30 protein-coding genes, 2 tRNA genes and 1 riboswitch are annotated in these 24,459 nt (G+C 48.1%); of the genes, 28 read left to right on the forward strand and 4 right to left on the reverse strand.

Annotated features, from left to right (window positions below; translation table 11 throughout):
• Positions 1 to 214: 214 nt before the first annotated feature.
• The 6 genes from NYE37_RS05555 (at position 215) to NYE37_RS05580 (ending at position 4,299) form a co-directional block, all read left to right on the forward strand.
• Positions 215 to 820 carry a DedA family protein gene (locus NYE37_RS05555; RefSeq protein ID WP_037994486.1) on the forward strand — a complete coding sequence of 202 codons (606 nt, stop codon included), beginning with the start codon at positions 215 to 217 and terminating at the stop codon, positions 818 to 820.
• 125 nt (positions 821 to 945) lie between these two features.
• On the forward strand, positions 946 to 1,404 hold the full coding sequence (locus tag NYE37_RS05560) for a GNAT family N-acetyltransferase (protein ID WP_037994485.1): 459 nt from the start codon (positions 946 to 948) through the stop codon (positions 1,402 to 1,404).
• Between the two features lie 42 nt (positions 1,405 to 1,446).
• A riboswitch (TPP riboswitch) is annotated at positions 1,447 to 1,548 on the forward strand.
• 67 nt (positions 1,549 to 1,615) lie between these two features.
• Positions 1,616 to 2,227, forward strand: a complete 612-nt coding sequence (locus tag NYE37_RS05565) for a thiamine phosphate synthase (RefSeq protein WP_049720338.1) — start codon at positions 1,616 to 1,618, stop codon at positions 2,225 to 2,227.
• Positions 2,214 to 3,308, forward strand: coding sequence for a glycine oxidase ThiO (thiO, locus tag NYE37_RS05570; RefSeq protein WP_340711867.1), 1,095 nt, complete (start codon positions 2,214 to 2,216; stop codon positions 3,306 to 3,308). Before NYE37_RS05565 ends, thiO begins: the two co-directional genes overlap by 14 nt.
• Before the next feature lie 15 nt (positions 3,309 to 3,323).
• Positions 3,324 to 3,527 (forward strand): sulfur carrier protein ThiS, encoded by a 204-nt coding sequence (gene thiS / locus NYE37_RS05575; protein ID WP_037994479.1) that lies wholly within the window; start codon positions 3,324 to 3,326, stop codon positions 3,525 to 3,527.
• A 4-nt stretch (positions 3,528 to 3,531) separates the two neighbouring features.
• Positions 3,532 to 4,299 carry a thiazole synthase gene (locus NYE37_RS05580; RefSeq protein ID WP_037994477.1) on the forward strand — a complete coding sequence of 256 codons (768 nt, stop codon included), beginning with the start codon at positions 3,532 to 3,534 and terminating at the stop codon, positions 4,297 to 4,299.
• Positions 4,300 to 4,356: 57 nt separating this feature from the next.
• Here NYE37_RS05580 and ftsW read toward each other — a convergent pair whose 3' ends face one another.
• The gene (ftsW, locus tag NYE37_RS05585) at positions 4,357 to 5,499 is read right to left on the reverse strand and encodes a putative lipid II flippase FtsW (RefSeq protein ID WP_340711868.1); all 1,143 of its coding nucleotides are present in this window, start codon (positions 5,497 to 5,499) and stop codon (positions 4,357 to 4,359) included.
• A gap of 90 nt (positions 5,500 to 5,589) precedes the next feature.
• Between ftsW and rodA the strand changes: the two genes are divergently transcribed.
• Both rodA and NYE37_RS05595 read left to right on the forward strand, forming a co-directional pair.
• Positions 5,590 to 6,744 carry a rod shape-determining protein RodA gene (gene rodA / locus NYE37_RS05590; protein ID WP_037994684.1) on the forward strand — a complete coding sequence of 385 codons (1,155 nt, stop codon included), beginning with the start codon at positions 5,590 to 5,592 and terminating at the stop codon, positions 6,742 to 6,744.
• A gap of 14 nt (positions 6,745 to 6,758) precedes the next feature.
• Complete coding sequence (locus tag NYE37_RS05595; protein ID WP_037994475.1) at positions 6,759 to 7,037, forward strand: hypothetical protein; 279 nt, start codon at positions 6,759 to 6,761, stop codon at positions 7,035 to 7,037.
• A gap of 70 nt (positions 7,038 to 7,107) precedes the next feature.
• On the opposite strand, the gene NYE37_RS05600 is transcribed toward NYE37_RS05595, so the two are convergent.
• Positions 7,108 to 8,313, reverse strand: coding sequence for a cation:proton antiporter (locus NYE37_RS05600; RefSeq protein ID WP_049720334.1), 1,206 nt, complete (start codon positions 8,311 to 8,313; stop codon positions 7,108 to 7,110).
• 155 nt (positions 8,314 to 8,468) lie between these two features.
• On the opposite strand from NYE37_RS05600, the gene NYE37_RS05605 reads away from it, so the two are divergent.
• From NYE37_RS05605 to NYE37_RS05635, 7 genes are all read left to right on the forward strand, one after another.
• Positions 8,469 to 9,152 (forward strand): zinc metallopeptidase, encoded by a 684-nt coding sequence (locus NYE37_RS05605; protein WP_049720333.1) that lies wholly within the window; start codon positions 8,469 to 8,471, stop codon positions 9,150 to 9,152.
• 158 nt (positions 9,153 to 9,310) lie between these two features.
• Positions 9,311 to 9,853 carry a YhcN/YlaJ family sporulation lipoprotein gene (locus NYE37_RS05610; protein WP_052186848.1) on the forward strand — a complete coding sequence of 181 codons (543 nt, stop codon included), beginning with the start codon at positions 9,311 to 9,313 and terminating at the stop codon, positions 9,851 to 9,853.
• A 91-nt stretch (positions 9,854 to 9,944) separates the two neighbouring features.
• Positions 9,945 to 10,226, forward strand: a complete 282-nt coding sequence (locus tag NYE37_RS05615) for a DivIVA domain-containing protein (protein WP_049720331.1) — start codon at positions 9,945 to 9,947, stop codon at positions 10,224 to 10,226.
• A gap of 182 nt (positions 10,227 to 10,408) precedes the next feature.
• Entirely contained in the window at positions 10,409 to 12,001 is a 1,593-nt protein-coding gene (locus NYE37_RS05620; protein WP_049720330.1) for a peptide ABC transporter substrate-binding protein, read from the forward strand.
• 102 nt (positions 12,002 to 12,103) lie between these two features.
• The gene (locus NYE37_RS05625; RefSeq protein WP_049720329.1) at positions 12,104 to 12,490 is read left to right on the forward strand and encodes a DUF308 domain-containing protein; all 387 of its coding nucleotides are present in this window, start codon (positions 12,104 to 12,106) and stop codon (positions 12,488 to 12,490) included.
• Between the two features lie 87 nt (positions 12,491 to 12,577).
• Positions 12,578 to 12,651 (forward strand) — tRNA-Gly (locus NYE37_RS05630).
• Between the two features lie 197 nt (positions 12,652 to 12,848).
• Positions 12,849 to 13,490 carry an O-methyltransferase gene (locus NYE37_RS05635; protein WP_049720328.1) on the forward strand — a complete coding sequence of 214 codons (642 nt, stop codon included), beginning with the start codon at positions 12,849 to 12,851 and terminating at the stop codon, positions 13,488 to 13,490.
• Positions 13,491 to 13,540: 50 nt separating this feature from the next.
• Here the strand turns inward: NYE37_RS05635 and NYE37_RS05640 are convergent, their stop codons facing one another.
• The gene (locus NYE37_RS05640; RefSeq protein WP_037997165.1) at positions 13,541 to 13,786 is read right to left on the reverse strand and encodes a PGPGW domain-containing protein; all 246 of its coding nucleotides are present in this window, start codon (positions 13,784 to 13,786) and stop codon (positions 13,541 to 13,543) included.
• Between the two features lie 123 nt (positions 13,787 to 13,909).
• Here NYE37_RS05640 and NYE37_RS05645 point away from each other — a divergent pair, with 123 nt between their 5' ends.
• From NYE37_RS05645 to NYE37_RS05675, 7 genes are all read left to right on the forward strand, one after another.
• A complete protein-coding gene (locus NYE37_RS05645; protein ID WP_037997162.1) occupies positions 13,910 to 14,473 on the forward strand; it encodes a beta-class carbonic anhydrase in 564 nt (187 codons plus the stop codon).
• A 59-nt stretch (positions 14,474 to 14,532) separates the two neighbouring features.
• On the forward strand, positions 14,533 to 15,003 hold the full coding sequence (gene msrA, locus NYE37_RS05650) for a peptide-methionine (S)-S-oxide reductase MsrA (RefSeq protein ID WP_037997160.1): 471 nt from the start codon (positions 14,533 to 14,535) through the stop codon (positions 15,001 to 15,003).
• Positions 15,004 to 15,067: 64 nt separating this feature from the next.
• Positions 15,068 to 15,412 (forward strand): CHY zinc finger protein, encoded by a 345-nt coding sequence (locus tag NYE37_RS05655; RefSeq protein ID WP_037997175.1) that lies wholly within the window; start codon positions 15,068 to 15,070, stop codon positions 15,410 to 15,412.
• A 114-nt stretch (positions 15,413 to 15,526) separates the two neighbouring features.
• A complete protein-coding gene (locus tag NYE37_RS05660) occupies positions 15,527 to 16,687 on the forward strand; it encodes a cysteine desulfurase family protein (protein ID WP_037997157.1) in 1,161 nt (386 codons plus the stop codon).
• Complete coding sequence (gene thiI, locus NYE37_RS05665; RefSeq protein ID WP_340711869.1) at positions 16,684 to 17,880, forward strand: tRNA uracil 4-sulfurtransferase ThiI; 1,197 nt, start codon at positions 16,684 to 16,686, stop codon at positions 17,878 to 17,880. Before NYE37_RS05660 ends, thiI begins: the two co-directional genes overlap by 4 nt.
• Positions 17,881 to 17,957: 77 nt before the next feature.
• Positions 17,958 to 19,622, forward strand: coding sequence for a M20/M25/M40 family metallo-hydrolase (locus NYE37_RS05670; RefSeq protein WP_049720405.1), 1,665 nt, complete (start codon positions 17,958 to 17,960; stop codon positions 19,620 to 19,622).
• 67 nt (positions 19,623 to 19,689) lie between these two features.
• On the forward strand, positions 19,690 to 20,367 hold the full coding sequence (locus NYE37_RS05675; protein WP_231564635.1) for a TerC family protein: 678 nt from the start codon (positions 19,690 to 19,692) through the stop codon (positions 20,365 to 20,367).
• 69 nt (positions 20,368 to 20,436) lie between these two features.
• Here NYE37_RS05675 and NYE37_RS05680 read toward each other — a convergent pair.
• Positions 20,437 to 20,511: transfer RNA gene (locus NYE37_RS05680), tRNA-Gln, on the reverse strand.
• 177 nt (positions 20,512 to 20,688) lie between these two features.
• Between NYE37_RS05680 and NYE37_RS05685 the strand changes: the two genes are divergently transcribed.
• Genes NYE37_RS05685 through NYE37_RS05710 form a run of 6 tightly spaced genes read left to right on the forward strand, consistent with a single transcriptional unit; the run spans position 20,689 to position 24,458 of the window.
• Positions 20,689 to 21,813, forward strand: coding sequence for a GspE/PulE family protein (locus tag NYE37_RS05685; protein ID WP_340711870.1), 1,125 nt, complete (start codon positions 20,689 to 20,691; stop codon positions 21,811 to 21,813).
• A complete protein-coding gene (locus NYE37_RS05690) occupies positions 21,764 to 22,810 on the forward strand; it encodes a type II secretion system F family protein (protein ID WP_165489736.1) in 1,047 nt (348 codons plus the stop codon). The genes NYE37_RS05685 and NYE37_RS05690 overlap by 50 nt, the downstream gene beginning before the upstream one ends.
• Before the next feature lie 21 nt (positions 22,811 to 22,831).
• Positions 22,832 to 23,170: a competence type IV pilus major pilin ComGC gene (locus NYE37_RS05695; RefSeq protein ID WP_049720324.1), complete on the forward strand. Its 339-nt coding sequence runs from the start codon at positions 22,832 to 22,834 to the stop codon at positions 23,168 to 23,170.
• On the forward strand, positions 23,160 to 23,615 hold the full coding sequence (locus NYE37_RS05700; protein ID WP_037995095.1) for a GspH/FimT family pseudopilin: 456 nt from the start codon (positions 23,160 to 23,162) through the stop codon (positions 23,613 to 23,615). The genes NYE37_RS05695 and NYE37_RS05700 overlap by 11 nt, the downstream gene beginning before the upstream one ends.
• Entirely contained in the window at positions 23,605 to 23,988 is a 384-nt protein-coding gene (locus tag NYE37_RS05705) for a hypothetical protein (protein WP_037995093.1), read from the forward strand. Before NYE37_RS05700 ends, NYE37_RS05705 begins: the two co-directional genes overlap by 11 nt.
• The gene (locus tag NYE37_RS05710) at positions 23,925 to 24,458 is read left to right on the forward strand and encodes a hypothetical protein (RefSeq protein ID WP_131470921.1); all 534 of its coding nucleotides are present in this window, start codon (positions 23,925 to 23,927) and stop codon (positions 24,456 to 24,458) included. Before NYE37_RS05705 ends, NYE37_RS05710 begins: the two co-directional genes overlap by 64 nt.
• Position 24,459: the final 1 nt, after the last annotated feature.

Raw genomic sequence — 24,459 nt, forward strand, 5'->3', positions numbered from 1 at the left:
ACTCCATACCGTCCTCCTTTTATGCTATGATGGAGAAAGATCAAAAGGAATGGGGGAAATACAGCACGGTAAAACGAAAGGATTCAGGCGGGATGGATGAAGTTCAGGGAGCTTGCCGGCCAGGATGAACCGGCGGACAAAAAGCAGTATTTTTCAGCATCGGAATTCGTAAGATATTTTTAGAATGAGACGTGTCCAAAAACGGGGTTGAGTTATGGAACAAGCATTGTATATCTTGCAGGAATACGGGTATATAGGAATCTTTCTGTTTCTGGTGTTGGGGCTGATCGGACTTCCGTTGCCCGATGAGATTATGTTAACTTTTCTTGGTTATTTGACAACCATCGGACAATTGAATTTTTACCTCACCATCCTTTGTGCGTTTCTCGGATCGGCGGGTGGAATCACCATCAGTTATTTGCTCGGCATTTGGTTGGGATACCCGTTTTTGAAAAAATACGGGCCCAAGCTTTTCATTACCCGCCGGCGATTGCGAATCACGCAGTTGCTGTTCCGTAAATACGGAAATTGGCTGTTGTTTGGCGGGTATTTCATTCCCGGCGTCCGCCATGTCTCGGCCTATCTGGCGGGGATAACCCGGATTTCTTATTGGCGTTTTGCCATACATGCCTATGCAGGCGCCGTTTGCTGGTGCACTGCTTTTATCGGTTTGGGGCATCTTCTGGGAGCCAATTGGGAATGGGGGTTTTTTCTGTTGCACAAGTATGGGACCCGGATTTTATTCATTCTGTTGCCGGTTGCTCTGGTTTTTGGCGGATGGTATTTTTGGAGTCAAAATAAATCGTTAAACACAAAATAGAAAGTGGCGAACGGTACCATCATCCCCAAAAAAGTTGGTGGTGGCTTTTCTTTATGGAATCCGGTGATTGCTTGTCAAAGGTGGAGAGATAAAGATATAGTGGAAGAGGTTAAGGAGGGATGGGGATGACGATACAAATTTTGTCGCTCATGGATGATAAACATCTGATCCAAATCTTATCCACACAGCAAGCGGCGTACCAGGTGGAAGCAGAGCGAATCCGTTCCTACAATATTCCCACACTGAAAGAAACCATTCAATCCATGCGAAAATCGAAAGAAACGTTTATCGGTATATATAAAAAAGATCAATTGGCCGGTTTTTTATCGTACATAAAAGAGAAAGACCGGATGACGATCTGCCGTCTGGCGGTTCATCCGGACTATTTTCGGCAGGGGATTGCCTCCCGGTTGTTGACGGAGGTTTTAAACCAACCCGGGATCAAAAGCTGGGTCGTGACCACGGGAAAAGAAAATGAGCCGGCCATTCGATGTTATGAAAAGCACGGATTTCAGAAGCAGGAAGAAATCATGACAAGAGAAGGGATTCCCATCGTGCGAATGTTTAAAAAAGTTGACGGGTAGATCATTCTATGTTTAGAATAAAGAAGATAACATCATATTGAAATTATCCACTAGGGGTGCACGGACGTGCTGAGAGGAACATGGTTCCAACCCTTTGAACTTGAACTGGGTCATGCCAGCGAAAGGAAGTGGGGAAGGTTCGTTATGACTTGATGATGCATAAAAACCGGTATCCCCATGGATGCCGGTTTTTTTGATGGGGGATTCGTGTATGGAATTGCATGTGATATCCAGCCCTTGTCAAACACTCAGTGGTTTGATCGAACAATGGACCCGTTTGGCTCCTTATGCCGATGCTTTTCATCTGCGCTACAAAGAAAAAAGCGAAGGGGAAATCTTGGAGATGGCCCGTCTGCTTTTGCAAGAAACCCCGATTGAGGCGAAATCGTTGATCATTAACCGGCATGCCGCTGTGGCGGAAGAATTGGGGGCAGGGGGCCTGCATCTGACCGAACATCAAGTGATTTCCCGGGAAATGTTGCAACGGTTGCAACGAAAAATGCGGGTGGGACGTTCCGTTCACTCTGTCCGCCGCGCGGTTGAAGCAAATCAGGAAGGCATGGATTATCTGATGGCAGGGCACATTTTTCCTTCCGCTTCCAAACCGGGATTGCCTCCCTTCGGGGTGGAATCGTTGCGGCGATTGGTACAAGCCTGTTCGCTGCCTGTCATTGCCATCGGCGGGATCGGACCGGACAATGTGAATCAAATCCGACAAACGGGTGCTGAAGGAGTGGCTGTGATTTCAGCCGTCGCACATCATCCTTCCCCTGAAGAAGCGGCAAAGGAAATGAAAAGAAGGTGGGTTGATGAAGCACAGTGATGTTTTAATTATTGGCGGAGGGATCATCGGCATTTCCATTGCTTATCACTTGGCCAAAGCAAAAGTAAAAGTCGTTATCCTTGAACAAGACCGGGCAGGCGCTCATGCCTCAAGGGCGGCCGCGGGAATGTTGGGGGCCCAGGTGGAGATGCATCATCCGGGGCCGCTGGCCGATGTTTGTTTAAAAAGCAGGTCCATGTTTCCTGAACTGGCGGAAGCATTGCGGGAGCAGACCGGGCTGGATATTGAATTGAACCGTTCCGGGTTGATCAAACCCGCCCGGTCGGAAGAGGAAGCGGCCGGTTTAAAAGAACGGATGAAATGGCAAAAAGCCGTCTGGCTGGATCGCAAGGAATGCTTGGAGAAGGAAAGAGGGCTGGGCGAAGAAGTGATCGGCGGCTTGTTTTTTTCTGAGGAATTTCAAGTTTCTGCCCCCCGGTTGACCCAAGCTTTGATCCGGGCTGCGCAACAGCAGGGAGCAAAATTGATCGAAGATTGCAAAGTCATTGATTTTTGCGTTGAAAACGGACGGATCCGGAAAGTGGTCACCCCGCATGAAGAATGGGCGGCGGACACGGTGGTGCTCGCTGCCGGTGCTTGGACGGGGATTGCTTCGCGGCGGTTGGGATTGAACCTGCCGGTCTATCCGGTCAAAGGCGAGTCCTTTGCCCTGAAAACCACCCGTCCTTCCCTGAAACACACGATATTCGGCAATGATGTGTACATCGTGCCAAAAGCAAACGGTGAATGGATCATTGGCGCCACCGAAAAAGAACATCAGTGGGATCCCGGCGTGACAGCCGAAGCGGTTTACCGGCTTATCGCCGATGCCTCCCGTTACTTGCCTGGTGTCAAAGAATTAAACATCAGCCGGATGTGGGCAAGCGTCCGTCCCGGAACGCCGGATAAGCTTCCTGTGATCGGCCGGCTGGAAAACATCGATCATTGCATTGTGGCCACCGGTCATTTTCGAAATGGCATTTTACTCAGCCCTTGGACCGGTCAAGTCGTGGCCCGTCTCATTTTGGGAGAAACAGAAGAAGAATGTCTCCCGTTCAGTCCCCGGAGGTTTACCGGATGAAAAGGAGGGTGTTCCGTGCAAATTCAGTTGAACGGGGAGATGCAAACGGTCCCCCCTCATCTGAAAACGGTGGATGATCTCATCAAACACTTCAAACTAAACAACAAAATTCTTGTGGTGGAACACAACCGCCATGTATTGACAAGGGAAATGCATCCCACGACCCGGTTGTCGGATGGCGATTGCATTGAAATTGTTCATTTTGTCGGAGGGGGATAAGCCGGTGTTGAAAATCGGAAAACATACTTTTCAATCGCGTTTGTTTCTCGGCACAGGGAAATTTTCCAGTTTGGATGTACAAAAAAAAGCGGTGGATGTTTCCGGAACCGAGGTGTTGACTTTTGCGGTCCGCAGAATGAATCTCTTTGATCCGGAGCAACCCAACTTTTTGGAAATGCTTGATTTGAAAAAATACAAACTGCTGCCAAATACAGCAGGGGCCACAACTGCGGAAGAAGCCGTACGGATCGCCCGTTTGGCCCGGGCCTCCAACTTGTGTGATATGATTAAAGTGGAAGTGATCGGCGATTCCAAAACCTTGTTGCCTGATCCCGTTGAAACGTTAAAAGCCACCCGGATGTTGGTGGAAGAAGGATTTACCGTTCTTTCTTACACTTTGGATGATCCGGTTTTGGCCCGCAAATTGTGGGAAGCCGGGGCCCATGCGATCATGCCCGGGGGGTCGCCGATTGGTTCGGGGCAAGGGTTATTGAATCCCCTTTATCTGAAGTGGATCATTGAGAATTCGCCGGTGCCGGTGATTATCGATGCCGGAATCGGTTCGCCGAAAGATGTTGCGGAATCCATGGAATTGGGAGCGGACGGGGTGTTGCTCAACACGGCCGTATCTCAGGCGAAAGATCCGGTCAAGATGGCAGAAGCCATGAAATATGCCATTATTGCGGGAAGAATGGGGTATGAGGCCGGAAGGATCCCAAAACGGGAATATGCCAGTGCCAGCAGTCCTTCCGAGGGATTGCCGGCCAATTAAATAACTCTTTCAACGAAAAATCCCCTGGCCGGATGAATCCGGCCGGGGGGATTTCTTCTAACTATGTACCTGATGAATGGTGGGTGAGGAAAATTTCACTTTGCTTTTTACATTCCGGTAGCGGGAGATGTTCAGCAAAATGCCCAACGACACCAACTTAAACACCAGTGCCGTTCCCCCGTAACTGATCAGCGGAAGCGGAACTCCGGTCACCGGAAGCAATGCCGTGACCACGCCCAAATTGAAAATCGTTTCGATTGCAATCAAAGTGACGATCCCTGTTGCCATCAAGGTTCCAAACTGATCCGGTGCCTGGAGGGCAACCAAGATGCCGCGTACAATGAGCAAGGCAAACAAAGCGATAATGATGAACCCTCCGATAAACCCGAGTTCTTCGGCAATGATCGAGAAGATGAAATCGGTATGGGATTCCGGAAGGTAAGCCAGCTTTTGAATGCTTCTTCCAAGTCCCACTCCCGTCAAGCCGCCGGGGCCGATGGCCATCAGTGATTGCATGATTTGATACCCGTTTCCGGTCGGATCACTTAACGGATTAAGCATCGATTGAATCCGGTCGACGCGGTAGTCTCCCAACAACATGACGCCAATGAGAACGGGAAGGCCGGATAATGCCAACAAAAAAAGATGTTTCAGCCGGGCGCCGGCGCAAAAAATGATGGTGAAACATATTCCCATGATAATCACCGTTGCGCTAAAATGAGGCTGTAACATTAAGAGTCCCAAGATCAGAAACAGGACGATCAGGGGAGGGAGCAAACCACGCCGAAATTGATGCAAGACCGGTTGCTTTTTGACCATGATGGAAGACATGTAAATGATCATCCCCAGCTTGACAAATTCCGAGGGTTGAAAAGAGATGGCCCCGTAACCCAGCCAACGTTGCGCTCCGTTTCTGACCAGACCGATCATCGGGACGAGGATTAAAAAAATGAGCGAAAGGAGCAAGATCGGGCCGACCCATTTGCGGTAGGTGTGATAGGGGATATTGGAAACCGTAATAAATAAAATCAAGCCAATCAGGGCATAGATGGATTGCTTTTTGAAAAAGTAATAGGAATCATGGATGCCCGGATCGATATATCCATTGAAATAACTGGCGCTAAAAACCATGACAAGTCCAATTCCCAACAGCAAAAAGGTGAGAAAAATCAACCAAAAGTCTGGTTTGCCACGCTTCATAGTAAAAATCTCCTTCTGCAAAAGGTTTTGATGTTTCATGCATTATGATAGGATGAAATCCGAGCAGAGAAAAGGAGAATGGAAATCGTGATGAACAAGAAGCACCAAATACAACAAATTGATTTTGCCACCGTGTTGATCTTCATCCTGCTTGCGGCTATTAGCATTGTTGCCATATCGAGTGCGACTTACACCGGAAACCAGGATTTTTACGAAAAACAGATCATGTGGTACATAGTCGGGTTTCTCTGTATGTTCGGTGTTCTCCTGTTTGACTATAAAATTTTGTTACAAGGGAAACTCTTGTACATTTTATACGGGATCGGCATTTTCTTAAATCTGCTCGTCATGATCCCGGGCATCGGCCAGGAAGTGAACGGTGCGCAATTGTGGATCCGGATTGGCGGTTTTTCCCTGCAGCCGTCGGAGTTGATGAAAATCTTTGTTATCTTGATATTAGCAAAAATGATGTCCCGGAAAAAAGGGGAGATGTGGGAGGATTTTCATACGCTCGGAAAGAGTTTGCTGGCTGCGGGCGTCCCGTTTCTGATCATTTTGATGCAACCCGACTTGGGTACGGCACTGATCTTGTTGGCCATCACCGCAAGCATTTTACTGGTGGGCGGCTTGCACTGGAAATGGTTGGTTGGCGGCCTGACGGTGATTGCAATCATCGTCGGCTCGGTCGTTTTTCTTTACCTGACGGATTCTCCTTTGCTCCACCTCTTGTTGGCGGATCACCAAATTGAACGGATTCAAATCTTTTTGGATCCGGCATCCGACCCGACGGGAGCGGGATATCAGGCAACCCAGGCCAAAATCGCCATTGGTTCGGGAATGCTTTTGGGAAAAGGCTATCAGCAGGGAACGCAAGCTCAGGGCAACTGGATTCCGGAGCCCCACAATGATTTCATCTTTGCGGTGATTGCCGAAGAGTTCGGCTTTTTGGGTGCCGGTTTCCTGCTTGCATGTTACTTGATGTTGCTGTACCGCTTGATTCGCATTGCATTAAAATCAGCCAATTTGTTCGGAACCTGCATCGTCAGCGGAATCGTTGGTATGTTTGCTTTCCAAATATACCAGAATATTGGAATGGCGATCGGTTTGATGCCGATTACCGGTATTCCGCTTCCGTTCATCAGTTACGGAGGCACTTCCATTGTCACGCAAATGATGGCGATCGGTTTGGCATTGAATGTAGGAATGCGTTCCAAGGCGGAACAATTGCAATTTACCATTCATTAAAGGGAGGCGAATCCATGAAAATCACTTCTTTGTCACTGGATATCCGGGAAAAGGATTTTGAAGAGTATGAGGAGACTTTGATCCAAAGAGGATGGAAAAAGGTGAAAGGCCAGCACATTTATCAAAAAACATTCGGCGAGACGGAAGTGGAAATCCGGGAACATATTGCCGCATTCAGTGCCGAAGTCACGTTGAAATTGACGGCGCGAAACGAGCAGGGAATCAAACTGGACCGGATCATCCAATTGCTGCAAGAGTTGGACAAAGCTGATCACACCCCGGATCAAGAGTAAAAAAGCCGCCCTTTTCGAGGCGGTTTTTTTGTACTTTTTTTGCTTTTTGTCCCATAGAATCATAAGGGGTTCAGGAAGAGGCGGATTTTTTCTCCGGCTTTGGCAAAAACACCTTTAAAAGCGGCGGAGTCAAAACGGTGGTGATCAAGATTACTGCGACCATGACCGGAAACAGGGAGGCCGGGAACAGCTTGTTGTTTAAACCGATGCTTGCAATGATCAGCCCGACTTCTCCCCGGGCCACCATGCCGGCACCGACGGCGAAAGAATCCTTTGCCGGGAAACCGCCCAATTTCGCCCCGATGGCACCGCCAGCCAATTTGGTCAATACCGCGATGACGGTAAACACAATGATCTGAATCAAAATGGTGGCATTGACGGACTCAATTTCGGTCATTAAGCCGATACTGACGAAGAAGACCGGCACAAAAAAGGAAAAAGAAATCGTCTCCAGTTTCGGGAACAGTTCGTCCTGAAATTTGCTCGTGCTGAGTATGAGTCCGGCAAAGTATGCACCGACAATCCCGGCCAGCCCGAACATTTCGGCAAGAAAAGCATAAACGAGCGCCACGATGATGCCGATGGTCAGGATGACTTCTGTCGTCATCATTTGGTTGGCCCATTGAAATATTTTCGGAAGCGGCTTGCGGCTCAACCAGATGAATAAAAAGAAGACGATGATTTTCACAATCAATACCGGAAGCGACGGGCTGTCGTCCCCGTTTTTTCCCACAAAGCCAATGACAATGGATAACGTGATGATTCCGAGAATGTCATCCAGGACGGCCGCACCCAAAATGGTGTTGCCCGCTTTCGATTTTAAACAGCCCAATTCGCGCAACGTCTGAACCGAAATGCTGACGCTTGTCGCCACCAATGCGGTTCCGATAAAGATGGACGTGGCAAACCGGTAATCAAACCAGAGACCGCTGGCCAGTCCGCCGAGAAACGGAAAAATCACCCCGATGACCGCCACCATGGTGGAGGCAAAAGCGGCTTTTCGGAATTCCTTTAAATTTGTTTCCAGCCCGGCCAAAAACATCAACAAAATGACACCGATTTCGGCCGCTTCTTCAATAAACGCATTCATATGGATCCAGTCGAGCACCATCGGCCCTAAAAGGATGCCGGCCAAAAGTTCCCCCAGCACGGAGGGTTGCCCCCATTTTTTGCTCAGATGCCCCATGATTTTTACTGCCAGCAGGATGATTCCCAGCTCATACAAGAAGCCGAATTGTTCCAGTTTGCCGAAGTCGAAGAATTGATCTGCTAACATGGTAACCCTCCCTGTTGTTAGGATGGATTTTTTTGTTTATAAAAATACATAGGTGCCCGCTTTTTATCGCTTAGTTTTCATTTTGGTTTTTGTTAGAATAAGAGTGGGTATAGTTATTATGTGTATACAGGCTTGAGTTGAGGAGTGAAGGGTCATTGTTTGGATTATTTCTGTTGCTGTCTTTAGCCGGTTTGGTCTTGACCTTATGGGCACAGGCCAAAGTGAGGGGAAATTATTCTAAATGGTCAAAGGTGCCTGCACGATCCGGATTGACCGGTGCAGAAGTGGCGCGGCGCATTTTGGACCAAAACGGATTGTACAATGTGGCGGTTGAACCGGTACGCGGGATGTTGACGGATCATTATGATCCGGTATCCAGAGTGGTCCGGTTGTCGGAAGGAGTATACAGCTCCAGTTCCATTGCTGCCATTTCGGTGGCCGCGCATGAGTGCGGGCATGCCATTCAACATAAAGAAGCTTATGGCGCGCTTGTCCTGCGCCATCGGATGGTTCCTGTCTTAAACATCACTTCGGGATTGGCTCCTTTCTTGTTGATGGCCGGTATTTTCTTTAAAATGACGGGCATGCTTTTGCTCGGATTGATTTTCTTTTCCGTGGCTGTTTTGTTTCACCTGGTGACATTGCCGGTTGAGTTTAATGCCAGTTCCCGGGCCAAGACGATCATGGTCAGGGAAGGATTTATTAACGGAGCCTCGGAAGAAAGAGGCGTCCGCAAAGTCTTGGGAGCGGCGGCGCTCACCTATGTGGCCGGTGCGGTTGTCGCCTTGGTGGAACTGTTGCAATATGTTGCTTTATTTTTCCTGCAACAGGACGATTAAAGAAAAAACCCTCTTCGGAGGGTTTTTTTTTGTGAACGGTTGATCATCTTTTCCTGTTTTTCCCTCTTTTGCCGTCTTTATGACAGAAACCGGGTACATAGTTTGAGGGCCGGATAACAATAATAATGGCAAATCAAAAGCAAAAGGGGGGAAAACAAATGAACCGAATGGCCTTGTGGATGCGTAGCTTCATGAGTTTATGCCTGGTTTTTGTATTGAGTGCGTGTGCCACTTCCCAAGAGCAAGGAGTGGACCGGGACACGCTGAGGGATGACGTGACAAGAATTGCCAACCGAAACAACATGAACGAACGTGCACAAAACTTTACCCGGATGAATGATACGGATGACAACAACTTGGCTCGTGGTGTCCGGGTTTCGGATGAAGTGGCCGGCGAAGTGGCCGGTTTGCCGGAAGTAAAAAGTGCCGCAGCTATAGTGATGGGCAAAACGGCTTATGTGGCGGTGGTTCTGGATAAAAAACGCGGAGACGGAAAGGTGACGGACCGATTAAAAGAAAAGATCACCAAACACGCCAGAGCCGTGGATCCCACTTTGCGGGATGTGTATGTTTCCGCCAACCCGGATTTCGTCAAACAAATGAATAATTATGCCAATGACTTGCGGAACGGACGTCCGGTCAGCGGATTGATCAAAAATTTAAATGATATCATTAAGAGAACATTCCCGGAAGCCAAATAAGCCTTTTTACGGATATAGACCTCTTTTGAGGTCTGTTTTTTTTATATATAATTAGGACAAAGAAGGAAATTGAAGCAGGGAGTGTCGGTTTGTGAAAAGGTTAACGCCCATGGAGATTTTCAATAAAGATTTCAAGCAATCGTTGCGGGGTTATGACATCGAAGAAGTGAACAAATTTTTGGATCAGGTGATTGCAAGTTATGAAGATGTATTGCAGGAAAATGAATATTTGAAGGAAGAAATCAAGAAGTTGAAAAGCGGTGGAAAAAAGGTGTCCCAGGCAACGGGCCGCAATGCCGCCGTTAAAAACGATGACGTGATCAGTGACATCCTCGCCCGGTTGGATCGTTTGGAGAAAATCGTCCTTCGCTAATACATAAAAACAAGTGTGAAAAATGGCTGGCATCCGTATCAGATCAAAATCAATCGGTTTCCTTCGCTTTCGTCATGGATATATATTTTTATTAAAAATAATAATCAAACCTTCTTCTAAGGAGGTTTTTTGAATATTTTGCTGAATTAAAAAATAGTTTGATGAAAAAAGGGGGGCATCGATTGAGAAAAATATTGACGATGGGGATGGCAGCCATTTTTCTTTTGGCTGTGATGCTAAGCGGTTGCAGTTCAAAAGCGGATCAAGGCGACCAAACGTTGAATTTGAATATCACCGGCGAACCGACTTCCTTGGATCCGGCGCAAGCTTTTGATGAAGATTCCCTGGATATCACCCATAATCTGTTTGTCGGGCTGATGCGCCTGGACGAAAATCATCAACCGCAGCCTGCCATTGCGGAGAAAGTGGAGACCAGTGAAGACGGACGGGTCTATACCTTTACGTTGAGGCAAACCAAATGGTCCGACGGAAGTCCGCTGACCGCCCATGACTTTGAGTTTGCTTGGAAACGGGTGTTGAACCCGGAAACGGCTTCAAAAGCGGCTTTTCTGCTTTATTTTATTAAAGGAGCGGAAGCGTACAATCAAGGAAAAGCCGGTGTGGAAGGAGTCGGAGTTCAAGCGTTGGACGATGACACGTTGCGGGTGGAGCTGGAAAAGCCGACGCCTTCTTTCCTCGAACTCACTGCCTATCCGGTTTATGCCCCGGTGAGCAGGCAGGCATATGAAAAAAATCCCGACATGTTCGAAAATACCCAAAACTATGTGATTAACGGCGCTTACCGGTTGGCTGAATGGAAGCACAACAATTATGTGAAAATAACCAAAAACGAAAATTTTTACAAAGCCAATGAAGTCAAACTGGATGGAATTCATTTTTCGGTGATTACGGATAACCAGACCGTTTATCAAATGTTTCAAACCAAAAAATTGCATGTGGCGTCCAAAAGTTCCATCCCCGGGGAGATGTTAACCCGGCTGATCGGGGAAGAGAAAGTGAAAACCATGGAAGGAAGCGGGCTTTCCTTTTTTCGGTTTAACGTGAAAGAGAAACCGTTTACCAACAAGAAGATCCGTCAAGCGTTTGCGCTGGCGGTGGACCGCAAATTGATCACGGAACAGATTGTGGGAAGCGGGGAAGAGCCGGCATACGCTTATGTCGCTCCTTCCGTGCCGGACAATTTCCGCAAGGAAGGGGGAAATCTGATTTCGGACGGCCAGTATGAAAAGGCACGGCAACTCTTGGCTGAAGGGATGAAAGAAGAAGGATGGGACCGGTTGCCGACGGTGACGCTTATGTACAGTAATGCCACTGACAAAAACAAAAAAGTGGTGGAAGCCGTACAGGAAATGTACCGCAAACATCTGGGCGTGGAAATTCAATTGCAAGCCAAGGAGAAAAAGGTCTATTATGCCGATCAGGAAAACACCCGGTTTGTGATGAGCACCTCCAGTTTCTTGGCAGATTACAACGATGCTTATAATTACTTGGAAAGTTTCCAAACAGGTCATCCGATGAACCGAACCAATTGGAGCAATGAAAAATATGATGCGCTTCTCAAGCAGGCTTCCGAAACGGCTGATCCTGAATCAAGAAAGAAACTGCTGCATGAAGCGGAGGCGATCTTGTTTGAGGAAATGCCGGTATTCCCGCTTTACTATTACAACACGGCATATATGGAACAGCCGGGAGTCAAAGGAATCATCCGCCATCCGGTCGGCCCGAAAGATTATACGCATGCCGAAGTGAATTAAACCCTCTTGGCATCCGGAAGTCCCAAGTGGATTTTTTTTACAAAGTAATTTTGCTTGAAACACACATACTAAGGACAGATCCGGACCGTTTGGAGGGTAATGATGGAGAATCGAGACAATCAATTTCAAAAGCAAGAAGAACGTCAGGAAGAACGTATGGAAAATCGCACCTATCAGGAAAACAATCACAATCCTCAGCTGGATGAAGAGGTGGCACAGGAGGTTGCTCCCAATCCGGCTCTGGCGAAGGACAGAAGGGAGAACAATAAAAGAAAGGAAGAGGCGGGAGGATTCGGCATTGGTTTAACCGCCTTGATTCTGTCCGTTCTTTCATTTTTTGTCTGGCCGTTTGTTTTATCCATTGCCGGGATTATTGTAGGGATTTTTGCCGTTCGGAGAAGAAGTGCTTTAGGATGGTGGGCGATTGCAGTCGGGATCGTTGCCCTGATCGTCGCACTCTTTTTATTTCCGTTCCGACTACTTTTTTAATCACGTCCGGATCAGGTGAACAAGCCTTTCTGAAAAAGAAAGGCTTGTTCTTATGATAGGAATATGTTATAATTTAAAGTGAAATTAGCGGATGTAGTTCAATGGTAGAACACTAGCTTCCCAAGCTAGGAACGCGGGTTCGATTCCCGTCATCCGCTCCAGTTTATTTTCTGAACGGACTGGAAGCGCTTTTAGGAAATGCACAAAAAAGAGGGAATTATCCTGGAACCCCCTCCGAAATAAAAGCAGAGGCATTACTGTTTTCAGTAGTGCCTTTTTTATTTGATTTCAGAAAAAGTAGCCAAGGGTGCGCCCGATCGAATAAAATAATAAAAATAGCGAAGAAGGAGGGGCTTGCATGCAGGAAATACAATATATCCGTGAGCAATTTACGCGTGAAGAAGATGAAGTGCTCAAGTCGATCAGCGCCGGGTTAGAAAAACAAGGGTTCCCGCAAATATCCGTGCCGCCGGAAGTCGGAAAAATGTTACATATGCTTGTTAAGATTTCCAATGCATCCTGTATTTTGGAAATCGGTGCATTGGGGGGCTACAGCACGATCTGGATGGCCAGGGCGTTGCCGGAGCATGGGAAAATTATTTCGTTGGAGTTAAAGGAGGAGCATGCACAATTTGCCCGCGAGAATATTGCCAAGGCGGGGCTCAGTGAACAGGTTGAATTGATCGTCGGCGATGCTTTGGAAAGTTTAAATCAATTGGAGAAAGAACAAAAACGGTTTGATTTCTTTTTAATTGATGCGGACAAGCTGAATTACCCGAACTATCTGGAGAAAGCCATCCGTCTGTCAAATCCGGGGGCCGTAATCACTGCTGACAATTTATTTCTTCGCGGCCGGGTGTTTGATGAGAAAAATCAGGCGCCTTCTCCGGTGACCATGCGCCGGTTTCACCAGCAGATCGCCTCGGATGACCGCTTGGAGTCCCTGATTCTTCCACTGGGTGATGGTTTGGGCGTTTGCCGGGTAAAGGGGTCCCGTTAAAGTTAAAAAAGGAACCCGAATTTTCCGGATTCCACGGTTTCTGTCTGATTCTAATTTTTCTGTGCCGAGCCGGACTTCACAAGAAAACGAGCCATCCATTCATCTGATTTTCGGGCGATGTTCGGATATCGTTTCCGAAGTTTGAGTACGATTCGTGCTGCCCAAGGAGTGGTTTTGGAAAGCAATGCCAATCCGATAAATGTGAACAAAAATCCTTGGAGAAATGGTGCGAAAAAACCAATGATTCCCAATATTAAAAAGGTCCAACCGAGAATGTTTGTCCAAAGTGTTTTCATGTGATGTTCAAACCCCTTCAGCCCGTTAATATATTTTTAGTATATCCCAGACCTCCGGGAATCAAAATGAAGTTTTTTTGGCAAATGTAACATAAATATGACCGTGACGAAGGGGGCAAAATGATGAGTTGTTTGGAAGAAATTTTGTCATATAATGAGAGGTTTGTAAAAAATAAACAATATGAAAGTTACACCACGGACAAATATCCCAATAAACGGTTATTGATTGTTACTTGCATGGATACCCGGTTGACGGAGTTGTTGCCCAAAGCCCTGAATTTGAGAAACGGGGATGCCAAAATTCTCAAGACGGCCGGTGCATTCATATCGGAACCGTATGGAAGCCTGATGCGAAGCCTTTTGGTGGGCGTAACGCTTTTAAAAGTGGAAGAAGTGATGGTGATTGGTCATCATGACTGCGGGCTGGTCGGTTTGACGGGCGAGCGGGTGCTTGAAAAATTAAAAGAGAGAGGAATCACCGAAGAGAAAGCGGATGAAATAGAAAAACAAGGAGTGGATGCCGCGAAATGGTTGTCCGGCATTCAAAGTGTGGAAGAAGGCGTGATGGAAAGTGTCCGTTTGATCCGAAACCATCCTTTTTTTCCCCGGGATGTGTTGATCCATGGCTTAACCATCGATCCCGAAACGGGAAAATTGGAAGTGGTTGATGACGGTCGGAAAAAATAATCTTCTTCTTTTCAGCAAAAACTGATAAAATATGTGGTAATTAAAAGGAGGCACTGCTTATGGCACTGGCTACTTTTGGAGCTGGATGTTTTTGGGGGGTTGAAGAGGTGTTCCGCCAAATTCCCGGTGTGAAAAACACCACTGTGGGTTACATGGGTGGAACCACGGAAAACCCGACGTATGAAGAAGTTTGCACGGATCAAACCGGCCATGCCGAAGTGGTTCAGGTCGAGTATGATCCGGAACAAGTCACCTATGAAGATTTGCTGGATGTATTCTGGAATAATCACAATCCGACGACACTGAACCGTCAGGGCCCTGATGTGGGAACCCAGTACCGTTCGGTCATTTTTTACCATACAGATGAACAAAAGCAGGCTGCGGAAGCGTCGAAAAAACAATTGGATCAATCCGGCAAATGGAAAGATCCGATTGTGACACAGATTGAACCAGCCGGCACTTTTTGGCGTGCGGAAGAATATCATCAACGTTACTTGCAAAAACGCGGCTTAAATGCCTGCCATTTATAATCAGAGAGAAAAGGCGCTGACATCGGGCGCCTTTTTCTGTAAGGAAGTGAAGCGTGTGAAAGAAATGGTTGTCAAAGGCAAAGTCGTGGATGGTATGACCCGTTGTATCCATTACCATTCGGAGTTGGATATCATAGCGGTTAAGTTTGCCTGTTGCGGGCAATACTATCCATGCTATTTTTGTCATCAGGAAGCGGAGAATCATCCGGTCATTCGCTGGTCGGTCCGCCATCTGCATGAAAAAGCGGTCTTCTGCGGTGTGTGCCGGCATGAAATGACCCTGAAGGAGTATTTGCAGGGGACGGGAGCTTGTCCCTCTTGCCGCGCCAAGTTTAATCCGGGTTGCCGGAAACACTGGCAATATTATTTCGACAGGTCTTTGCTATCTTGTATCCGAACAGAAGTTTGAACAAAACAGGCGGATCTCCCGGCACCTGAATGGATGGCAGGTGTTTTGTTTTGTGTTAGAATGATGGAGTTATGAAAACAGGCATTCTTGTACAGCAGAAAGGAGGGGGGATCGGTGGTTTATTTGGATAACAGTGCAACGACCCAAACCGATCCGGCTGTGATTAAGGTCATGGGGGATGTCATGCGCGAAGTGTACGGAAATCCCTCTTCATTGCACGGTATCGGAGTGAAAGCCGAGCGGTTGCTGCAGCAGGCGCGCAAAGTGATTGCCGATCAACTCGGCGGATCGCCGCAGGAAATCATTTTTACTTCGGGAGGAACCGAAGCCAATAACATGGTGATTCGCGGAATTGCCGAATCTTACCGCAACCGGGGAAACCACATCATCACGAGCCAGGTTGAACATCCGTCTGTGTATGATGTTTTTCAGTACCTGAAACAAAAAGGGTGGAAAGTCACTTTTCTGCCTGTGAATGAAAAGGGGCAAGTGAGGACCGAAGACGTCAAAGCCGCTTTGACCGATGAAACGGTTCTGGTTTCCATCATGCATGTCAATAATGAGACGGGAAGCATTCAACCAGTCGGGGAAATCGGGGAATTATTAAAATCTTATCCCAAAGTGATGTTTCATGTGGATGCGGTCCAATCTTTCGGGAAGATCCCGCTGAAACCGGCCGATGCCCATATCGACTTTTTAACCATGTCCGGCCACAAGATTCACGGACCGAAAGGCATTGGTTGTTTATATAAACGGAAAAACCTGACCCTTCCGCCGCTTTTGATCGGCGGGGGACAAGAACAGGGATTTCGCTCGGGAACCGAAAATGTCCCGGCTGTTGCCGGCCTGGCCAAAGCGGTGGTGATGGCTGGCCAATCGGAGAAAGATTTTATCCAAAAATGCCAACGATGGAAAGAAATGCTCTTGGAGCGGGTGAAAGAGTTAAACGGTGTGAAAGTGAACGGAGATACGTCTTCCCGCGGTGGAGCCCCGTATATTTTAAACTTGTCTTTCCCTGGACTGAAGTCCGAGGTGGTGGTTCATGCCTTGGAAAAAGAAAAGGTTTATGTCTCCAGCAAATCAGCCTGCTCCTCGAAAAAAGAAGAGCCTTCCAGAGTGTTGAAAGCGATGGGGTTGACCGATCTGGAAGCGATCGGTTCCATCCGGATCAGCATGGGGAGGATGAACACGGACGAAGATATCCGCCGATGCGGCGATGCACTGGTGCGTGTCATCCCGGAATTACAACAAGTCATGAAGGTGCATAAAGGATGAAAAAGAACTGTATATTGTTGCGATATGGAGAGCTTGCATTAAAAGGCAAAAATAAAAAAGAATTTGAGAATCAGTTGGTGAACAACATCCGCCAAAAAGTGAAACGGTTTCCGGGCACGGTGGTGACCAAAAGTCCGGGCCGGATTTATATTGACCTGAGTGAAGAACACTTCGAGCCGGTCATTCAGGCTTGTTCGGAAATTTTCGGTCTGGTGGGGATCAGTCCCGCCATCCGGGTGGAGAAGGATTGGGAAAAAATCAAAGAGGCGGCATTGGCGCTGTTGAGTGAACAAAAGGAACGGGTGCACACGTTTAAGATCAATGCGAAACGGGCCGATAAGCAATTTCCCATCCCCTCCCAGGAGATGAATCACCGGTTGGGCGGATTTTTGCTGGCCAAGCTGCCGCATTTGAAAGTCGACGTCCACGATCCGGATCTGACATTGTTTGTGGAAGTGCGGAAAGAACATGCTTATGTATATGGCGAGGATCTCCCTGGCTTGGGCGGTTTGCCGGTTGGAGTCAGCGGAAGGGTTTTGTTGATGCTCTCCGGAGGGATCGACAGCCCGGTCGCCGGATATCTGGCGCTGAAACGGGGCGTGGAGCTGCAGGCAATTCATTTTCACAGTTATCCGTATACCAGCGAACGGGCCAAACAAAAAGTGATCGACCTGGCCAAAATCTTAACCCGTTACGGGGGACACATCCGGTTGCATGTGGTTCCGTTCACCGAGATCCAAACGGAGATCAACAAGCATTGTTATGAATCGTACAGCATCACCATTATGCGCCGCTTTATGTTCCGCATCGCGGAGCAAATCGCCAAAAAACACAAAGCGTTGGCGCTGGTGACCGGAGAAAGTCTCGGCCAGGTGGCCAGCCAGACACTGGAAAGCATGCAAACGATTAATGCCGTAACGACAATGCCCGTACTAAGGCCGCTGGTGGGGATGGATAAACAGGAAATTATGTCCATCTCCAAGCGTATAGATACTTATGAAACTTCCATTTTGCCGTATGAAGATTGTTGTACGGTTTTTCTCCCGAAAGCACCGAAAACCAAGCCTCATCTGGACGTGGCCGAAAGGCAGGAGCGTTTGCTGGATGTGGAACGGTTGATCCAAGAAGCCGTGGAAAACACGGAAATCATCGACTTGCGCCCGGAAGATGAAGAACAATTTTCCTACTTTTAAGGTTGCGTTTGGCATGCGGTTTCCGTTCCGCATGCCAAACGGTCAAAACAAACATGACCGAAACGGGGGTCCGATGTATGATTCCATTTCAAGAGGAAGTATACCGATTGACAAAAAAATTGGTTGAACACCCCAGTATTGTCGGAACTTTCGGTGAACGGGACATGGCTTATCTGATTTATGAAATATTGCAAGAGACCCCTTATTTTCAAGAACATCCGGAGTATTTGCAGATGACGCCGACCCGGCAGGATGACCTGGAAAGATATAATGTGCTCGCTTTGCTGAAAGGCGGCAAAGAGAATGAAAGCGAAACCGTGATATTGATGGGGCACATGGATACGGTGGGAGTGGAAGATTACGGGAAGTGGATGAATCTTGCTTTTTCGCCGGAACAATTATTGGAAGAGTGGAAAAAGAGCAAACTGCCGGAAGAAGTGAAAAAAGATCTTGACACCGAAGATTACATCGGCGGACGCGGGGTGCTGGACATGAAAAGCGGGATTGCCATTCATTTGGCGATTGTCCGGTACTTTGCCCGGAACCGGCATTTATTGAATGGGAATTTGCTGTTTGTGGCCGCTTGTGATGAAGAACGGAATTCGCGCGGGATCCTGTCTGCCCTTTCCGATATCTTGAAATGGGGAAGGGAAGAAAATCTTACTTATATTGCGGCAATCAATTCGGATTACACATCGCCCCGATTTCCGGGGGATCGCGACCGCTATATTTATCTGGGGACGGTCGGTAAATTGTTGCCGGCTTTTTATATCGTGGGCAAGGAGACCCATGTGGGGCAGGCATTTGAAGGATTTGATCCCAACTTGATTGCGTCGGAGTTAACGGCGCGAATCGATTACCAAACCGATTTGTGCGATGAAATGTTTGGCGAAATTACTTTGCCCCCGGTTTCATTGAAACAAACGGACCTAAAAAAACAATATGATGTGCAAACGCCCAAAACCGCACTGGTCTACTATAATTTTTTCGTTCACAGTTGGTCGCCGAGGGATGTGCTGGAAAAGTTGAAGCAGGTGGCTATTGACGCCTTTGAATCAGCCGTCATGAAGTTTCGGGGCCGGTCGCGCCGGTATCATGAATTGAGACGCCGTCCGTACCGGGACATTGACTGGAAGCCGCGTGTTTATACATATGAGGAGTTTTACCGGAAATGCCGGGAAAAACACGGACAGGAATTCGAACAGGAAGTCTTGCGATTGACCCGTAACATGCTGAATCAGGAAAACATGGATGTCCGCGAGCATTCGCTGCGGATGGTGGAGGAGTTGTGGAAATGGGGCGGCGACGATGAACCGGCGGTGATTCTTTTTTATGCGGCTCCTTATATTCCCCGTGTGGTTTTAAATGAAAAAGATCCGCGTGATCTCCGCCTGATCCGGGCCGTAGAAAAATCGGTCAAAGAGATTGAGCCTTTGCAGGAGAAAAAGATCAAAGTGCGCAAATTTTTTCCGTACATTTCGGATATGAGCTTTGTGGCAATGAGCGATGATGAACGGGAAATTCAAACGTTTGAAAAAAACATGCCGGTGTGGGGGGCAAAATACCATATGGACATGGAGGCCATCCGGCAGCTGGATGTCCCGGTGATCAACATCGGTCCTTACGGAAAAGACGCTCACAAAAAATGGGAACGGTTGGAAATTTCCTATTCGATGCAATGGGTCCCCAACTTGACCGTGCGTGTGATACGGTATCTTTTCAATTCTGTGGATGCTTTTTGACAACGTCTCATCGGATGAAAATTTGTGTTATCGTATAAAGGAGCAGATACCGAAAAGGAGAGTCGACATGGATACGAGTTGGATGGAGCCTGCCTTATGGCTTGCTTTTTTTAATATTATCATCATCGATTTGATTTTGAGCGGGGATAACGCGGTTGTGATCGGGATGGCTGCACGCAAACTGCCGCCGGCACAAAGGAAAAAAGCGATCGTGTTCGGTGCGGGTATCGCCGTGTTGTTACGGTCCACCCTGACGGTCGTGGCCGCATATTTGTTGAACATTCCTCTGTTGATGACCGTGGGCGGAATCTTGTTGATTGGCATTGCGGTGAAATTATTGGTTGAGGAAGATGACGGAGTGGATGTCCATGCCGGGGACACTTTGAAAAGTGCCATTAAAACCATCATCATCGCTGATGTGGTGATGAGTCTGGATAATGTATTGGCAGTTGCCGGCGCTTCCCACGGGAATGTTTTTCTCGTATTGATGGGACTGGCATTGAGCATTCCGATCATCATGTGGGGAAGCAATATCATTGCCGGATTGCTGAACCGGTTTCCCTGGCTGCTCTATGTCGGAGCCGCCGTACTCGGGTACACGGGCGGACAATTGATCGTGGAAGACCCGTTCGTTCATCAATTGCTAGCCGGGCTGGATGTCTTGAACATGATCATCCCGGTGGCGCTGGCAGCGATTGTCGTTATCAGCGGCTATGCGTGGAAACATAGAACCAAAACAGTGTAAATCAAAAGCCGGCTTGTCCGTTGTTGCGGATGAGCCGGCTTTTTCCGGTTAAAAGGAGCCAATCTTTTTTGGCTGGGGAAGCAGGATTCGAACCTGCGCATCACGGAGTCAAAGTCCGTTGCCTTACCACTTGGCTATTCCCCATTGCTTTCATTCTTAGAATGGATCCATCCGGACCGTTTTATACATCGCACAAGGCATAAAAGAGAAAAAAATCGAAAACAACCAAAATCAAAAAAATGACAAAATTCAGGAGGATCTTCCCTTTTAAAGGGGAAATTGTAAAAATATGTCGTTTGCATGGGGAAAGGGGTATTCAGCGTGGACATAGCTTCTTACATCAATCAATTGTTGCATCAGGCCGTGCAGCTCCGGGCAAGTGATGTCCATATTGAACCGCAACAGGATGCATTGCGCATCCGCATGCGGGTGGACGGACAATTGACGGAGACCGGAAGGGTGGATCTCTTCCATGCGACAGCGATTGTCTCAAGGATCAAAGTGATGAGCCGGTTGGATATCGGGGAAAAACGCCTTCCGCAGGACGGGGTTTTTGTTTTTGAGCGGAACAAACAACCGCTTGAGATCAGGGTATCCACCCTGCCGACGATTTACGGGGAGAAAGTGGTGATGCGGCTTCTTCGCCTTCGCGAGAATCCTTTCACCATGGAAGAGTTGGGGATGGAGAGCGACCAGCAACAAAAAGTGAGGCATCTGTTAAGCAAGAACAGCGGCCTCATGGTTGTCACCGGCCCCACTGGCTCAGGCAAAACCACGACGCTTTACACCTTGTTGCAGACATTGAATCAAAACCGGACCAACATTGTTTCTTTGGAAGATCCGGTTGAATTGCAACTGGACGGGATCAATCAAGTGCAGATCCATCCCAAATCCGGCCTCACTTATGCCTGCGTATTGCGGGCGGTGATGAGGCAAGATCCGGATGTGATCATGATCGGGGAAATCCGGGATGAGGAAGTGGCAAAGATTGCCGTGAGTGCCGCATTGACCGGCCATCTGGTTTTGACGACGTTACACACGCCCGATGCGGCGGGAGCCGTGATACGTTTGCTTGATTTGAAAGTGGAACCGTACCGCCTGGCCGCATCGCTCATTGGGGTGATTGCGCAAAGGCTCGTGCGGCGGATCTGCACCGGCTGTGGCGGTGAGGGGTGCCATCATTGCCGGCAAACCGGGTACCAGGGAAGAACGGGAATCTTTGAAGTGCTGGAGATGAGTGATGATCTGGCCGGGCAGATTGCCCGTCAAAATACATGGATGAAAATTCGCAAGACGATGAAAGATTCGGGGATGAAAACGCTGGAAGACAGGATGAAGGAGTATGTCCGTCAAGGCGAAACGACACTGGAAGAACGGGTGAGGAAGGTCGATGGGGATGTTGTGGATAAGGAAACGGTGGAATGCGGAGCAGTACATGGTGTTTAGCCAACAAATGGGACATCTGTTGGAAAGCGGAATACCATTATTGGCCTGTTTGGAATTGCTGGCGGCACAACGTTTGATCGACGAACCGGTTTATCAACGGCTGAACGGGTTGCTGCAAAAAGGGCAATCGTTGTCCGCTGCTTTGAAAAAACTCAATTTTCCGCCGATTTACATCGCCTTTGTGCGGGCGGCGGAAGAACACGGGGATTACGTATCGGGGTTTAAGCGCTGTGCTTCTTACTATGCAACTAAAGCCAATTGGCAGCGGGAAGTCAAAAAAGCATGCACTTATCCGGCGATCGTTTTTCTCCTTGCCGTTTGCGCTTTTGTCTTTATGTTTGCAGTGGTGATGCCGAGGTTTTCCCATCTGTATGCATCCATGAATATTTCCATGCCGCTGGTTACACGCCGTTTGTTTCGGGTTTATGATGCGATGCCGCAGCTTTTGGCAGGGGGGATGCTTCTCATCCTTCTGGTGGTGGCCGTGGGTTTCATCCTTCGGTTGAGCCCTTTTCCGGTCCGGGTTTGGTGGGGAGCCTGCTGGATCCGTTTGCCGTTGGTCCGGCAGATTTGCCGGTACCGGCACACTCATTTTTTGACCATTCAGCTGTCTTCTCTTTTAAAAGCCGGGGTTTCGTTGGTGGATGCCCTGCAGTTGATCCAAAAACACACACCATGGCCGGTGCTCGTTCACTACCTGAACCGGGTGAACAAAGAACTGTTGACGGGGAAATCTTTTGCTGGTGCCTTGAGCCAAAAGGGCAAATATTTCTTTTTGCCTTCTTTGCCCCGGTTGGTTGCCATTGCCGAAGAATCGGGGAAATTGGTGGAAACCTTGACCAATCTGGCGGACGGGACCGAAATGATGATCCGTTACAAGTTGGAACGGGTGGCCAAAAGCATTGAGCCTGTTTGTATTTTTGTGATCGGCCTTATGATTGCAGTCTCGGTGGTTGCTTTGTTTTTGCCGGTTGTAAAACTGGTGCAGGCGCTCTGAAAAAACGAAAGGGGGAGGAACATGAATGTCCGTCGTTCGCATGGAGAAAACGGGTTTACTCTGATTGAAATGTTGGTTGTCCTGTTTATTATCGGTTTGATTTTGGCAATTGCCATTCCCAATTTGAAAGCGGCGGGATTAAAAGCACAGGAGAAAGCGGATCTGGCCAACCGGCAAATGATTGCGGCCCAAGCGGATCAGTATTTTTTGGAGTACGGGGAATATCCGACGGTTGAAGAATTGGTGAAAAGGGGTTATTTGCGTTCCATCCCACCATGTCCGTCCGGAAACGGGAAATATGTGATCCATCCAGAACCAAATCTTCCTTTTGAACGGAGAGTCACTTGTCATGCCAAATGACGGAAAGTCGGGCGGCCAAGCGGGATGGACGCTGATCGAAGTTATTTTTGCTTTGTTTTTGTTTGGATTGTTGGCCGCTTTGTGTGTTCCCGCGGTCATGTCGCTGGGGGAGCGGGTGGAAAGAAAGCTGTTGATCGAGGAGCTTGCGACCCAACTGCAACTGGCGCAAATGGAAGCTGTCACGAGACAAGCGGAAGTGACAGTGCAGTGGGAAGCAAAGGAAGTGAAAGTGATCGAGGATGGGACGATATTAAGGAAAATGGATATCCCTCCGCCATACCGGTTGGACAGCAACTATCCGGGGCAACGGCTCACTTTCCGGGAAACGGGACAGGTGCGCGGTGGCACGGTCACTTTTTATGTAAAAGACAAGCCCGTCGGCCGCATTGTGATTCAAGTGGCTTCAGGACTGCCGATGATCGAGGTGTTCGTCAATGCCGTCTGACCGTTTCAACAGCTCAAGCGGATATTCGCTGGCCGAACTGGTCAGTGCCGGCTTTGTCCTGGGGGTGTTTGTGTTTTTTGCTTTGCCTGTGATGAAAGAAATGCGGATGCACTATGCTTCACAAATGTTGCAGATGGAGATATCAGAGGCCATGCAAAGCAAAATGGAAGAGCTTCAACATGCCGATCCAGGGCAATGCAAGGGGCAAGAAAAAGTAAAAAGCCGCAAGATCCCGCAAAAAGAAATCCTTATGCGCTGGGATTGCAAAAAGGTGCAACCTTTCTTATATCAATTGGAGTTGAAGGCTGAATGGGAAGGATTCGATGGAAAAACCGAAAACCGGCGATGGTTCACCCACCGGTTTTACCCGTGAAAAAAGAAGCCGGATTTACATATATTGAATTTTGTATTGTTTTGTCCGCTTTGATCGTTTTTCTGCCGGCCTTGTTTTTTGTGTCCTCAACCACCGAGAAAGAAATCAAAGAAATGATTCATCACTCCCGGTTGGAGATGGATTACCTGTCTTTTCTGGTATGGCTGGAAAAAGACGTCCAAAAAGGAGTTCATTTTCGGGAAACGGATGGCGTGTTATACATTGAGCAGGATCAACAAGTGATGATTCGCTACATGCTGAAAGACCGGCGCTTGATCCGAAGCGTCAAAAAGCCGGAAGACAGGGGTTTCAGGGGCACGACCATTGTTCTGAACCATGTTTATTATGCGCATTTTTTACCGGATGGAAACGGGGTGAAGTCGGATGTCGGATTGCAAAACTGGTATGCCCATCAGGAATTTCAAACGTACTTTTCAAAACGGTCACAGGAGGAAGACCCATCCCGGTGAG

This window comes from Thermoactinomyces sp. FSL K6-2592, assembly GCF_038006465.1.
Lineage (GTDB): Bacteria > Bacillota > Bacilli > Thermoactinomycetales > Thermoactinomycetaceae > Thermoactinomyces > Thermoactinomyces vulgaris.

Excerpts from the sequence above, each read along its gene's own strand:
- NYE37_RS05555 (WP_037994486.1), top strand. The coding sequence starts at position 215 with ATGGAACAAGCATTGTATATCTTGCAGGAATACGGGTATATAGGAATC.
- NYE37_RS05560 (WP_037994485.1), top strand. The coding sequence starts at position 946 with ATGACGATACAAATTTTGTCGCTCATGGATGATAAACATCTGATCCAA.
- NYE37_RS05565 (WP_049720338.1), top strand. The coding sequence starts at position 1,616 with ATGGAATTGCATGTGATATCCAGCCCTTGTCAAACACTCAGTGGTTTG.
- thiO (WP_340711867.1), top strand. The coding sequence starts at position 2,214 with ATGAAGCACAGTGATGTTTTAATTATTGGCGGAGGGATCATCGGCATT.
- ftsW (WP_340711868.1), bottom strand. The coding sequence starts at position 5,499 with ATGAAGCGTGGCAAACCAGACTTTTGGTTGATTTTTCTCACCTTTTTG.
- rodA (WP_037994684.1), top strand. The coding sequence starts at position 5,590 with ATGAACAAGAAGCACCAAATACAACAAATTGATTTTGCCACCGTGTTG.
- NYE37_RS05595 (WP_037994475.1), top strand. The coding sequence starts at position 6,759 with ATGAAAATCACTTCTTTGTCACTGGATATCCGGGAAAAGGATTTTGAA.
- NYE37_RS05600 (WP_049720334.1), bottom strand. The coding sequence starts at position 8,313 with ATGTTAGCAGATCAATTCTTCGACTTCGGCAAACTGGAACAATTCGGC.
- NYE37_RS05610 (WP_052186848.1), top strand. The coding sequence starts at position 9,311 with ATGAACCGAATGGCCTTGTGGATGCGTAGCTTCATGAGTTTATGCCTG.
- NYE37_RS05625 (WP_049720329.1), top strand. The coding sequence starts at position 12,104 with ATGGAGAATCGAGACAATCAATTTCAAAAGCAAGAAGAACGTCAGGAA.
- NYE37_RS05635 (WP_049720328.1), top strand. The coding sequence starts at position 12,849 with ATGCAGGAAATACAATATATCCGTGAGCAATTTACGCGTGAAGAAGAT.
- NYE37_RS05640 (WP_037997165.1), bottom strand. The coding sequence starts at position 13,786 with ATGAAAACACTTTGGACAAACATTCTCGGTTGGACCTTTTTAATATTG.
- NYE37_RS05645 (WP_037997162.1), top strand. The coding sequence starts at position 13,910 with ATGAGTTGTTTGGAAGAAATTTTGTCATATAATGAGAGGTTTGTAAAA.
- msrA (WP_037997160.1), top strand. The coding sequence starts at position 14,533 with ATGGCACTGGCTACTTTTGGAGCTGGATGTTTTTGGGGGGTTGAAGAG.
- NYE37_RS05655 (WP_037997175.1), top strand. The coding sequence starts at position 15,068 with ATGGTTGTCAAAGGCAAAGTCGTGGATGGTATGACCCGTTGTATCCAT.
- thiI (WP_340711869.1), top strand. The coding sequence starts at position 16,684 with ATGAAAAAGAACTGTATATTGTTGCGATATGGAGAGCTTGCATTAAAA.
- NYE37_RS05670 (WP_049720405.1), top strand. The coding sequence starts at position 17,958 with ATGATTCCATTTCAAGAGGAAGTATACCGATTGACAAAAAAATTGGTT.
- NYE37_RS05675 (WP_231564635.1), top strand. The coding sequence starts at position 19,690 with ATGGATACGAGTTGGATGGAGCCTGCCTTATGGCTTGCTTTTTTTAAT.
- NYE37_RS05690 (WP_165489736.1), top strand. The coding sequence starts at position 21,764 with ATGTTGTGGATAAGGAAACGGTGGAATGCGGAGCAGTACATGGTGTTT.
- NYE37_RS05695 (WP_049720324.1), top strand. The coding sequence starts at position 22,832 with ATGAATGTCCGTCGTTCGCATGGAGAAAACGGGTTTACTCTGATTGAA.
- NYE37_RS05700 (WP_037995095.1), top strand. The coding sequence starts at position 23,160 with ATGCCAAATGACGGAAAGTCGGGCGGCCAAGCGGGATGGACGCTGATC.
- NYE37_RS05705 (WP_037995093.1), top strand. The coding sequence starts at position 23,605 with ATGCCGTCTGACCGTTTCAACAGCTCAAGCGGATATTCGCTGGCCGAA.
- NYE37_RS05710 (WP_131470921.1), top strand. The coding sequence starts at position 23,925 with ATGGGAAGGATTCGATGGAAAAACCGAAAACCGGCGATGGTTCACCCA.